General features: G+C 43.5%; 13 protein-coding genes. All 13 read left to right on the top strand.

Features of this window, described 5'->3' with window-relative positions; genetic code table 11:
* Positions 1-13: 13 nt before the first annotated feature.
* The 13 genes from rpoC to rplV all read left to right on the top strand — a co-directional run bounded on the left by rpoC (position 14) and on the right by rplV (position 12,348).
* Positions 14-3,607 carry a DNA-directed RNA polymerase subunit beta' gene (rpoC, locus tag D9X91_RS20145; protein ID WP_121682454.1) on the top strand — a complete coding sequence of 1,198 codons (3,594 nt, stop codon included), beginning with the start codon at positions 14-16 and terminating at the stop codon, positions 3,605-3,607.
* Positions 3,608-3,772: 165 nt separating this feature from the next.
* Positions 3,773-4,021, top strand: coding sequence for a 50S ribosomal protein L7ae-like protein (locus D9X91_RS20140; RefSeq protein WP_121682453.1), 249 nt, complete (start codon positions 3,773-3,775; stop codon positions 4,019-4,021).
* 106 nt (positions 4,022-4,127) lie between these two features.
* A complete protein-coding gene (gene rpsL, locus D9X91_RS20135) occupies positions 4,128-4,550 on the top strand; it encodes a 30S ribosomal protein S12 (RefSeq protein WP_121682452.1) in 423 nt (140 codons plus the stop codon).
* Positions 4,551-4,595: 45 nt separating this feature from the next.
* Entirely contained in the window at positions 4,596-5,066 is a 471-nt protein-coding gene (gene rpsG, locus D9X91_RS20130; protein ID WP_121682451.1) for a 30S ribosomal protein S7, read from the top strand.
* Positions 5,067-5,117: 51 nt separating this feature from the next.
* Entirely contained in the window at positions 5,118-7,196 is a 2,079-nt protein-coding gene (fusA, locus tag D9X91_RS20125) for an elongation factor G (protein ID WP_121682450.1), read from the top strand.
* 128 nt (positions 7,197-7,324) lie between these two features.
* On the top strand, positions 7,325-8,515 hold the full coding sequence (gene tuf / locus D9X91_RS20120) for an elongation factor Tu (RefSeq protein WP_121682449.1): 1,191 nt from the start codon (positions 7,325-7,327) through the stop codon (positions 8,513-8,515).
* A gap of 360 nt (positions 8,516-8,875) precedes the next feature.
* Entirely contained in the window at positions 8,876-9,184 is a 309-nt protein-coding gene (gene rpsJ, locus D9X91_RS20115; RefSeq protein ID WP_003354783.1) for a 30S ribosomal protein S10, read from the top strand.
* A gap of 36 nt (positions 9,185-9,220) precedes the next feature.
* On the top strand, positions 9,221-9,850 hold the full coding sequence (gene rplC / locus D9X91_RS20110; RefSeq protein WP_121682448.1) for a 50S ribosomal protein L3: 630 nt from the start codon (positions 9,221-9,223) through the stop codon (positions 9,848-9,850).
* Positions 9,851-9,880: 30 nt separating this feature from the next.
* Positions 9,881-10,504, top strand: coding sequence for a 50S ribosomal protein L4 (rplD, locus tag D9X91_RS20105; RefSeq protein ID WP_121682447.1), 624 nt, complete (start codon positions 9,881-9,883; stop codon positions 10,502-10,504).
* Positions 10,504-10,788 carry a 50S ribosomal protein L23 gene (gene rplW, locus D9X91_RS20100; protein WP_121682446.1) on the top strand — a complete coding sequence of 95 codons (285 nt, stop codon included), beginning with the start codon at positions 10,504-10,506 and terminating at the stop codon, positions 10,786-10,788. The genes rplD and rplW overlap by 1 nt, the downstream gene beginning before the upstream one ends.
* 30 nt (positions 10,789-10,818) lie before the next feature.
* The gene (gene rplB / locus D9X91_RS20095; protein ID WP_121682445.1) at positions 10,819-11,649 is read left to right on the top strand and encodes a 50S ribosomal protein L2; all 831 of its coding nucleotides are present in this window, start codon (positions 10,819-10,821) and stop codon (positions 11,647-11,649) included.
* Between the two features lie 60 nt (positions 11,650-11,709).
* Entirely contained in the window at positions 11,710-11,988 is a 279-nt protein-coding gene (gene rpsS, locus D9X91_RS20090; RefSeq protein ID WP_121682444.1) for a 30S ribosomal protein S19, read from the top strand.
* An 18-nt stretch (positions 11,989-12,006) separates the two neighbouring features.
* Positions 12,007-12,348: a 50S ribosomal protein L22 gene (gene rplV / locus D9X91_RS20085; protein ID WP_121682443.1), complete on the top strand. Its 342-nt coding sequence runs from the start codon at positions 12,007-12,009 to the stop codon at positions 12,346-12,348.
* Positions 12,349-12,350 lie beyond the last annotated feature (2 nt).

Genomic DNA, 12,350 nt, shown 5'->3' with positions numbered 1-12,350 from the left:
GGAGGTAGGCCCCTTGCTAGACGTTAATAATTTTGAGTATATGAAAATCGGTTTAGCTTCCCCTGATAAGATCCGTTCTTGGTCTTTCGGGGAAGTCAAAAAACCAGAAACAATCAACTATCGTACATTGAAGCCGGAGAAAGACGGTCTGTTCTGCGAGCGCATTTTCGGTCCTACAAAGGACTGGGAGTGCCATTGCGGAAAGTACAAACGTGTTCGCTATAAAGGCGTCGTTTGTGACCGCTGCGGCGTTGAAGTAACGAGGGCGAAAGTTCGCCGTGAGCGCATGGGCCATATTGAACTTGCCGCCCCTGTATCTCACATTTGGTACTTCAAAGGCATCCCTAGCCGGATGGGACTTGTCTTGGATATGTCTCCAAGGGCTTTGGAAGAAGTAATTTATTTTGCTTCCTATGTAGTAACAGATGCTGCAGACACAGCATTGGAAAAGAAACAGCTATTATCCGAAAAGGAATATCGTGCATACCGCGAAAAGTATGGAACTAAATTCCAGGCTGCGATGGGTGCAGAAGCAATCAAAAAGCTTCTTCAGGATATCGATTTGGATAAGGAAGTCGATTTCTTGAAAGAAGATTTAAAAACTGCACAGGGACAACGCCGTACCCGTGCGATTAAACGTTTGGAAGTGCTTGAGGCATTCCGTCATTCCGGAAATGACCCGGATTGGATGATCCTTGATGTCCTTCCTGTCATCCCTCCTGAGTTGCGCCCGATGGTGCAGTTGGATGGTGGACGTTTTGCAACATCCGATTTGAACGATCTATATCGTCGAGTCATCAACCGCAATAATCGTTTGAAACGTTTATTGGACTTGGGTGCTCCTAGCATCATTGTCCAAAACGAAAAACGCATGCTTCAAGAAGCTGTCGATGCATTGATCGACAACGGCCGCCGCGGACGCCCAGTAACAGGTCCGGGTAATCGCCCTCTTAAATCCCTTTCGCATATGCTTAAAGGGAAGCAGGGACGATTCCGTCAAAACTTGCTTGGTAAGCGTGTTGACTACTCAGGTCGTTCCGTAATCGTCGTAGGTCCTAACCTGAAAATGTACCAATGCGGTCTTCCGAAAGAGATGGCATTGGAACTCTTCAAGCCTTTTGTCATGAAAGAGCTTGTTGAAAAAGGGCTTGCTCATAATATCAAGAGCGCGAAAAGAAAGATTGAACGCGTCCAGCCGGAGGTTTGGGACGTATTGGAATCGGTTATCAAAGAACATCCTGTTCTTTTAAACCGTGCCCCAACGCTTCACAGACTGGGAATCCAGGCATTCGAGCCGACTTTGGTGGAAGGTCGTGCGATTCGCCTCCACCCTCTCGTATGTACTGCATACAACGCAGACTTCGATGGTGACCAAATGGCGGTTCACGTTCCTCTATCATCTGAAGCACAGGCGGAAGCCCGACTTCTAATGCTCGCAGCTCAAAACATCTTGAATCCGAAAGATGGAAAGCCGGTTGTTACACCTTCCCAGGACATGGTTTTAGGTAACTATTACTTAACATTGGAGCGTGAAGGTGCTGTAGGTGAAGGAAGTGTCTTCAAAGATACAAATGAAGCGCTTGTGGCGTACCAAAATGGCTATGTACACTTGCATACTCGTGTTGCCGTACATGCCAGCTCACTGAATAACCAAACCTTTACTGAAGAGCAGAATAAACAGCTGCTTGTGACAACGGTTGGAAAACTGATTTTCAACGAAATACTTCCTGGCACATTCCCGTATATCAACGAGCCTACGAATGTCAACTTGGAGGAGTATACTCCGCCTAAGTACTTCGTAGATCCGACAACGAATGTAAAAGAGCATCTTAAAGATCAGCCGGGAATCGATCCGTTTAATAAAAAGATCCTTGGAAACGTCATTGCAGAAGTGTTCAAACGCTTCAAAATCACTGAAACGTCTAAAATGCTTGATCGGATGAAAAACCTTGGATTCAAATATTCTACAAAAGCCGGAATTACGGTTGGTGTAGCAGATATCGTCGTCTTGGGCGAAAAAGAAGAAATTCTCAAAGATGCCCAAACAAAAGTAGACAATGTCATGAAGCAGTTCCGCCGCGGTCTCATAACAGAGGAAGAACGCTACGATCGCGTAATTTCCATTTGGAGCGGTGCGAAGGATACCATCCAAGGCAAATTGATGGCTTCCTTGGACAAACGAAATCCAATCTTCATGATGAGTGACTCGGGTGCCCGTGGTAACGCCTCTAACTTCACACAGTTAGCCGGTATGCGCGGACTGATGGCCAACCCGGCCGGCCGAATCATTGAGTTGCCGATCAAATCAAGTTTCCGTGAAGGCCTAACAGTATTGGAATACTTCATTTCAACGCATGGTGCCCGTAAAGGTCTTGCTGATACGGCTCTTAAAACGGCTGACTCTGGTTACTTGACACGTCGTCTTGTCGATGTTGCGCAGGATGTCATCGTTCGCGAAGATGACTGCGGAACTGATAGAGGCCTTCAAATCAGCTCAATCAAGGATGGAACAGAAATCATCGAACCACTTGAGGAGCGCTTGATTGGCCGTTATGCAAGAAAAGTGATCAAACACCCTGAGACAGGTGAGGTCATCGTAGAAGAAAATCAATTGATCAATGAGGATCTTTCAAGAGTGGTCATCAGTGCTGGCGTCGATACGGTTACGATCCGTTCTGCATTTACTTGCAACACTCGCCATGGTGTATGTAAGAAATGCTACGGCCGCAACTTGGCAACAGGCCAACAGGTTGAAGTGGGTGAAGCAGTCGGTATCATCGCTGCCCAATCCATCGGTGAACCTGGAACCCAGCTTACAATGCGTACCTTCCATACAGGTGGGGTAGCAGGAGATGACATCACTCAAGGTTTACCGCGTATCCAAGAATTGTTCGAAGCGCGTAACCCTAAAGGTCAAGCCGTCATTTCTGAAATCGATGGTGTCGTCACTGCCATCAACGAAGGACGTGACCGTCAGCAGGAAATCGTCGTTCAAGGTAAAGTTGAGACGCGTTCTTACAATGCGCCTTATACAGCCCGCATGAAAGTAGCTGTAAACGACGCCGTTGTTCGCGGTCAAGAGCTGACAGAAGGTTCTATCGATCCGAAAGAATTAATCAAAGTACGCGACGTTACAGCCGTACAGGAATATCTATTGAGAGAAGTTCAAAAGGTATACCGTATGCAAGGTGTTGAAATCGGCGATAAGCACGTTGAAGTAATGGTAAGGCAAATGCTTCGCAAAGTGCGTGTAATCGATGCCGGTGATACGGATGTTCTGCCTGGAACATTGTTGGATATCCATCAATTCACGGATGCCAATGAAAAGGCGCTTCTTGAAGGAAACGTTCCTGCGACAGGCAGACCGGTATTACTCGGTATTACTAAAGCATCACTTGAAACGGATTCCTTCTTGTCTGCAGCATCATTCCAAGAGACGACTCGTGTCCTGACTGATGCCGCAATCAAAGGAAAGCGCGATGAATTGCTAGGTCTTAAGGAAAATGTAATCATCGGTAAGCTTGTACCAGCAGGAACAGGTATGCAGCGCTATCGCAAAGCAGAGCCAGAGCTGCTCGGTGCGGAAGAACCAGTAACAGTAGAGTAAACAACAAGCAAGGCCTGAATTTAAAAATCGATCATGCGGTTAATGATTCAGGCCTTGTTATTTGATTAAATTATCTCTAATATTTTGTTGACATTAAAATATGAAGATGATAATATATTCAAGGTTGCTCCTATTCTTTATCTCGTTACTTTGGAGGATATGAAAATGTCTTATGAAAAAGTATCGCAGGCAAAAAGCTTTATAGTAGGAACTAAACAAACAGTAAAAGCTCTTAAGAACGGAAATGTCAAAGAGGTATTGGTTGCGTCGGATGCAGATCCGAGGGTGATTGCGAAAGTGGTCCAGACCGCCGAAGACATGAACGTCAAACTGATCCATGTGGATTCGATGCGAAAGCTCGGGAAAGCGTGTGGAATAGAAGTTGGAGCTGCAACTGTTGCGCTCATTTATTAACATGTTTTTGCAGCTTTTGAGGTAAACTGCAAGAACTTTGTTTTTGCTTAAAAATGAACCACCTGGATGTGTGGGCTTAACAATCTATGAAGGGAGGAAACACCCCATGCCAACTATTAACCAATTAGTGCGCAAGCCTCGTAAGTCTAAATCAACAAAATCTAAATCGCCAGCGCTTAATAAAGGTTACAACAGCTTCAAAAAAGTGAACACGAACGTTTCATCTCCACAAAAACGTGGTGTATGTACTCGTGTTGGTACGATGACGCCAAAGAAACCAAACTCCGCGTTGCGTAAATATGCACGTGTTCGTTTGACTAACGGCATCGAAGTAACAGCATACATTCCTGGTATCGGACATAACCTGCAAGAGCACAGTGTTGTGCTTATCCGCGGCGGACGTGTAAAAGATTTACCAGGGGTACGTTATCATATCGTACGTGGTGCATTAGATACTGCAGGTGTTGAAAGCCGCAGACAAGGCCGTTCTAAATACGGTACTAAGCGCCCTAAAGAAGCAAAAAAATAATTGACTAACTTGAAATTCAGCTTTTGTTGAAAGGAGGAAATACACATGCCACGTAAAGGTCCTGTTTCTAAAAGAGACGTTTTACCTGATCCAATGTATAATTCAAAATTAGTTACTCGTCTTATTAACAAGATGATGGTTGACGGCAAGAGAGGTACATCCCAAAAAATTCTTTATGCTTCTTTCGATTTAATCAAAGAACGTTCTGGTAAAGATGCAATGGAAGTATTCGATCAAGCTTTGAAAAACATCATGCCAGTATTGGAAGTAAGAGCACGTCGAGTTGGTGGTGCAAACTACCAAGTACCGGTTGAGGTTCGCCCTGAGCGCCGTACGACTCTTGGTCTTCGCTGGTTAGTGAACTACGCTCGCCTTCGCGGTGAAAAAACGATGGAAGAGCGTCTCGCTAACGAAATCCTTGATGCAGCCAATAACACTGGTGCAGCTGTCAAGAAACGTGAAGATACTCATAAAATGGCAGAAGCAAACAAAGCGTTTGCTCACTACCGTTGGTAATTTTACCTTCGTATATAAAAATATACTCATATAAGGAAGGAGAAATGCATCATGGCTAGAGAGTTCTCCTTAGAAAAGACACGTAATATCGGTATCATGGCTCACATCGATGCCGGTAAAACGACAGCAACTGAGCGTATTCTTTTCTACACAGGACGCATTCATAAAATTGGCGAAACTCATGAAGGTGCGTCTCAAATGGACTGGATGGAGCAAGAGCAAGAACGTGGTATCACGATCACTTCCGCTGCTACAACAGCATCATGGAAAGGTCATCGTGTAAATATCATCGATACCCCAGGACACGTAGACTTCACAGTTGAAGTTGAACGTTCCCTGCGTGTATTGGATGGTGCCGTAGCAGTTCTTGATGCACAATCCGGTGTTGAGCCGCAAACTGAAACAGTTTGGCGCCAAGCAACAACTTACGGAGTTCCTCGTATCGTGTTCGTCAATAAAATGGACAAGATCGGTGCAGATTTCCTATACTCTGTAAAAACAATTCATGATCGTTTGCAAGCGAATGCTCATCCAATTCAATTGCCGATCGGTGCTGAAGATGAATTCGACGGCATCATCGATTTAATTGAAATGAAAGCTTACTTCTATGAAGATGATTTAGGAACTCGTGCGGAAGCTCGTGACATTCCTGAAGAATACAAAGATCAAGCTGAAGAGTATCGCGCAAGCTTAATCGAAGCAGTAGCAGAACTTGATGAAGAATTAATGATGAAATATCTTGAAGGTGAAGAGCTGACAAACGACGAGTTGAAAGCTGCGATCCGTAAAGGTACTTGTAACGTTGAATTCTACCCAGTAATCTGTGGTTCTGCTTTCAAAAACAAAGGTGTTCAATTATTGCTTGATGCGGTTCTTGATTACCTTCCAGCTCCAACTGATGTTGCAAACATCAAAGGTATCATCCCTGATTCCGATGAGGAAGTAACACGTCCATCTTCTGATGACGCACCTTTCTCTGCGTTGGCATTTAAAGTAATGACTGACCCTTATGTTGGTAAACTTACATTCTTCCGCGTATATTCCGGTGTGTTGAAATCTGGATCTTATATCAAGAACTCAACTAAAGGAAAACGCGAACGTGTAGGTCGTATCCTTCAAATGCACGCGAACTCTCGTGAAGAGATCTCTGAAGTGTATGCTGGGGATATTGCTGCAGCGGTAGGTCTTAAAGACACTACTACTGGTGACACTCTTTGTGATGAAAAGGATCTAGTAATCCTAGAATCAATGGAATTCCCAGAGCCTGTTATCTCTGTTGCAATCGAACCAAAATCTAAAGCTGACCAAGATAAAATGACGACAGCTTTACAAAAACTTCAAGAAGAAGATCCTACTTTCCGTGCTCATACAGACCAAGAAACTGGCCAGGTCATCATCGCTGGTATGGGTGAACTTCACCTTGACATCATCGTTGACCGTATGAAGCGTGAATTCAAAGTAGAAGCAAACGTAGGTGCACCACAAGTTTCTTACCGTGAAACTTTCCGTGCTACTGCACAAGTTGAAGGTAAATTTGTACGTCAATCTGGTGGACGCGGACAATATGGTCACGTTTGGATCGAGTTCTCTCCTAACGAAGAAGGAAAAGGATTCGAATTCGAAAACGGAATCGTCGGTGGGGTTGTACCACGTGAATACGTGCCAGCCATCCAGTCTGGATTAGAAGATGCATTAGATAACGGTGTCCTTGCTGGATATCCGCTAATCGACATCAAAGCTAGACTTTATGACGGATCTTACCATGACGTTGACTCCAGTGAAATGGCATACAAAGTTGCCGCTTCAATGGCGCTTAAAAACGCTGCTTCCAAATGTAGCCCAGTTATCCTTGAGCCTCTTATGAAGGTTGAGGTTGTTATCCCTGAGGAGTACCTTGGAGATATCATGGGTGATATCACATCCCGTCGTGGACGTGTTGAAGGTATGGACGCTCGCGGAAACGCTCAGGTAGTTAAAGCGTTCGTTCCACTTTCTGAAATGTTTGGTTATGCAACTTCCCTTCGTTCAAATACACAAGGTCGCGGAGTATTCTCCATGCACTTTGATCACTACGAAGAAGTTCCTAAATCAATCAGCGAAGAAATTATCAAAAAAAATAAAGGTGAGTAATTGATTTCTCATCTTTAATGAAGTATAACTACTATTGTAAAGATGGTTGGAATTGAAGGTGGGCGCCCGCCTTCAATGAAGCCATACAATATACTTATTTCTTATATAATTAAAGGAGGATTTCCAAAATGGCTAAAGAAAAATTCGATCGTTCCAAAACACATGCGAATATTGGTACAATTGGTCACGTTGACCATGGTAAAACTACTTTGACAGCTGCTATCACAACTGTTCTTGCTAAACGCAGTGGTAAAGGTGCTGCAATGGCATATGACATGATTGACGCTGCTCCAGAAGAGCGCGAGCGTGGAATCACAATCTCAACTGCACACGTTGAGTATGAAACTGATACTCGCCACTATGCACACGTTGACTGCCCAGGACATGCTGACTACGTTAAAAACATGATCACTGGTGCTGCACAAATGGACGGCGGAATCCTAGTTGTTTCTGCTGCTGATGGCCCAATGCCACAAACTCGTGAGCACATCTTGCTTTCTCGCCAAGTAGGTGTTCCTTACCTTGTTGTATTCATGAACAAATGTGACATGGTAGACGACGAAGAACTACTTGAACTAGTAGAAATGGAAGTACGTGACCTTCTTTCTGAATACGACTTCCCTGGTGACGATGTACCAGTTATCAAAGGTTCTGCTCTTAAAGCTCTTGAAGGCGACGCTGCGTGGGAAGAAAAAATCGTTGAACTTATGAACGCTGTTGATGAGTACATCCCAACTCCAGAACGTGACACTGAAAAACCATTCATGATGCCAGTTGAGGATGTATTCTCAATCACTGGCCGTGGTACAGTTGCTACTGGACGCGTTGAGCGTGGACAAGTTAAAGTCGGTGACGAAATTGAAATCATCGGTATCCAAGAAGAGTCTAAAAAGACTACAGTTACTGGTGTAGAAATGTTCCGTAAGCTTCTTGATTATGCAGAAGCTGGCGACAACATCGGTGCACTTCTTCGTGGTGTATCCCGTGACGATATCCAACGTGGACAAGTACTTGCTAAGCCAGGTACAATCACTCCACATACTAAATTCAAATCTGAAGTTTATGTTCTTTCTAAAGAAGAAGGTGGACGTCATACTCCATTCTTCTCTAACTACCGTCCTCAGTTCTACTTCCGTACAACTGACGTAACTGGTATCATCCAACTTCCAGAAGGCGTTGAAATGGTAATGCCTGGCGATAACGTTGAAATGACTGTTGAACTTATCGCTCCAATCGCGATTGAAGAAGGTACTAAATTCTCAATCCGTGAAGGTGGACGTACTGTAGGTGCCGGCGTAGTAGCATCTATCCAAGCGTAATCTTACTCATAGATTCAAAAAAAGCAGATGGCTGATCACCATCTGCTTTTTTTATTTCTTCTATATAATAGATGTTAGTAAGCTGGGAATCTGTTTGTCGAAAAGAATATTTTCCATTCATTTAACAATGGTTGAAATGCTTAGTCCAAGTATGTATAATAGTAAAAGTGTGTGAGGCGCAAAGAAAATCAATAAAGATATTGCATATTCTTTGGGCTTTTAGTATAATAGACAATGTTGGTCTTTGACTGCGATGAAGTGGAAGGTTGCTGACACACCCGGCCGCTTTGCCATGGCGCGTGTGTGGGAAATTTCCATGGAGAATGTCTATACTTAAATAGGCGAAAAGGAGGGAAAATGATGGCAAAACAAAAAATTCGTATTCGATTAAAAGCATATGATCACAGAATCCTTGATCAATCTGCAGAGAAAATCGTTGAAACTGCAAAACGTTCTGGTGCGGCGGTGTCCGGCCCGATCCCGTTGCCGACTGAAAAGTCCGTTTACACGATTCTTCGTGCGGTGCACAAATATAAAGATTCACGTGAGCAATTTGAGATGCGTACGCACAAACGCTTAATCGACATCGTTAATCCAACACCACAAACTGTTGATTCTTTGATGCGTTTGGATTTACCATCCGGTGTTGACATCGAAATCAAACTTTAATTAATAAAATTTATTATTTTTCAGGAGGTGTGACTCATGACCAAAGGAATCTTAGGAAGAAAAATCGGTATGACTCAAGTTTTCGCTGAAAATGGTGAGCTTATCCCTGTAACTGTTATTGAAGCTGCTCAAAACGTGGTACTTCAAAAGAAAACAGTTGAAGCAGATGGCTACGAAGCAGTTCAGATCGGTTTCGAAGACAAGCGTGAAAAACTTTCTAACAAACCAGAAAAAGGACATGCTGAAAAAGCGAATACTGCTCCTAAGCGCTTCGTTCGCGAAATCCGCGGAACAAACTTAGATGATTATCAAGTTGGTCAAGAAGTCAAAGTAGATGCATTCGCTGAAGGCGATGTTGTTGATGTAACAGGAATTTCAAAAGGTAAAGGTTTCCAAGGTGCGATCAAGCGCCATAACCAATCTCGCGGACCTATGTCTCACGGTTCCCGCTATCACCGTCGTCCTGGTTCAATGGGTCCTGTAGCGCCTAACCGCGTTTTCAAGAACAAATTGTTGCCTGGCCGCATGGGTGGAGAGCAAGTTACAATCCAAAACTTGCAAATCGTTAAAGTTGACGCTGAGCGCAACTTGCTTTTAGTTAAAGGCAACGTGCCTGGACCTAAAAAAGCTATGCTTAAAGTAACAAGTGCAATTAAAACAAAATAATTCACTTCATAAGAAAGGAGGCAAACAGGAATGCCAAAAGTAGCACTCTTTAACCAAACTGGATCCAAAGTTGGTGATATCGACTTAAAAGATTCTGTATTTGGTATTGAACCTAACAATTCTGTATTGTTTGAAGCAGTTGTAATGCAAAGAGCTTCCTTACGTCAAGGAACTCATAAAGTAAAAAATCGTTCTGAAGTTGCAGGCGGTGGACGCAAGCCTTGGCGCCAAAAAGGAACAGGTCGTGCACGTCAAGGATCGATCCGTTCTCCACAATGGCGCGGTGGTGGTACTGTATTTGGACCAGTTCCACGCAGCTACAGCTACAAACTTCCTAAAAAAGTTCGTCGCTTAGCGATCAAATCTGCACTATCTTCTAAAGTATTAGAAGAAAACATCCTAGTATTAGAAGCGCTAGCTTTCGATGCACCTAAAACAAAAGAGTTTGCTAACGTTCTGAAGAATCTATCTCTTAACACTAAAACTTTAGTGGTAACAGACGGTCTTGATGAGAATGTTGCTCTATCTGCTCGTAACATCCAAGGTGTTACAGTTGTAGAAGCAAACAGCGTTAATGTTTTAGATTTGCTTGGTCATGAAAAATTGATCATGACGAAAGCTGCGGTTGAAAAAGTAGAGGAGGTGCTTGGATAATGGATGTACGTGATATCATTAAGCGCCCCGTTATCACTGAGCGTTCTACTGACTTAATGGCAGAGAAAAAATACACGTTTGAAGTGGACGTGAAAGCTAACAAGACTCAAGTTAAAGATGCAGTAGAAGAAATTTTCGACGTCAAAGTTGAAAAAGTGAACATCATGAACTACAAAGGTAAGTTCAAACGCATGGGTCGACATGCTGGATACACTAACAAACGTCGTAAAGCTATTGTTAAATTAACAGCAGACAGCAAAGAAATCGAATTCTTTGAAGTTTAATTAACTTAATCAGAAGAGGAGGGAAACGAAATGGCGATCAAAAAATATAAACCTACCTCCAACGGTCGTCGCGGCATGACAGTTTCTGATTTTGCTGAAATCACTACTGATAAACCAGAAAAATCATTACTTGCGCCTCTTACTAAAAAAGGCGGCCGTAACAACCAAGGTAAGTTAACCGTTCGTCATCAAGGTGGCGGCCACAAGCGTCAATACCGTATCATCGACTTTAAACGTGATAAAGATGGTATACCAGGACGCGTTGCCACTATTGAGTATGATCCAAACCGTTCAGCTAACATTGCATTAATCAACTATGCTGATGGTGAAAAACGCTATATCTTAGCACCTAAAAACATCACTGTAGGTACAGAAGTTATGTCTGGACCTGAAGCTGATATCAAAATCGGTAATGCACTACCGTTAATCAATATCCCTGTTGGTACAGTTATCCACAATATCGAGCTTAAGCCTGGTAAAGGTGGACAATTGGTACGTTCAGCTGGTACTTCTGCACAAGTACTAGGTAAAGAAGGAAAATACGTGTTGGTTCGCTTGAATTCAGGTGAAGTTCGCATGATCTTATCTTCTTGCCGTGCTACTGTAGGTCAAGTTGGTAACGAGCAGCATGAACTTATCAACATCGGTAAAGCAGGACGTTCACGCTGGTTAGGCAAGCGCCCAACTGTTCGTGGTTCTGTAATGAACCCTAATGACCATCCACACGGTGGTGGTGAAGGACGCGCTCCTATCGGACGTAAATCACCAATGTCTCCATGGGGCAAACCGACTCTTGGATTCAAAACACGCAAAAAGAAAAGCAAATCAGATAAATTTATTGTGCGTCGTCGCAAAAAATAACGGGATTGAACTACGGTTCAACATCCGAACCGTAGCGCAATCACGAAGGGAGGTTCAATCATGGGTCGCAGCTTAAAAAAAGGACCTTTTGTTGATGAACATTTAATGAACAAGATCGAAAAGTTGAATGAAACTGAAGGCAAACAGGTTGTGAAAACTTGGTCTCGCCGTTCTACGATCTTCCCAGCATTCATTGGTCACACAGTTGCTGTATACGATGGTCGTAAACATGTGCCGGTATACATTACTGAAGATATGGTAGGTCACAAGCTTGGTGAATTTGCACCATCACGTACTTACAAAGGTCACGGAAGTGACGATAGGAAAACAAGACGTTAATGAGAGGAGGGCATCCTGATGCAAGCAAAAGCTGTTGCTAGAACAGTTCGTATTGCTCCTCGTAAAGTACGCCTAGTAGTTGATTTAATTCGAGGAAAGCAAATCGGTGAAGCAGTTGCTATTTTACGTCACACACCAAAAGCGGCTTCTCCAGTAGTTGAGAAAGTTTTGAAATCTGCTATGGCGAACGCAGAGCATAATTATGAATTGGACGTAAACAACTTAGTTATTTCTGAGGCATTCGTTGACGAAGGCCCAACATTGAAACGCTTCCGCCCACGTGCGATGGGACGTGCTAGCGCTATTAATAAACGCACAAGCCACATCACAATTGTGGTATCAGAAAAGAAGGAGGGATAAGT

The sequence above is a fragment of the Falsibacillus albus genome (assembly GCF_003668575.1).
Taxonomy (GTDB): domain Bacteria; phylum Bacillota; class Bacilli; order Bacillales; family DSM-25281; genus Falsibacillus; species Falsibacillus albus.
The sequence above is the reverse complement of the archived record's forward strand: the minus strand, read 5'-3'. Positions and strand labels throughout refer to the sequence as shown.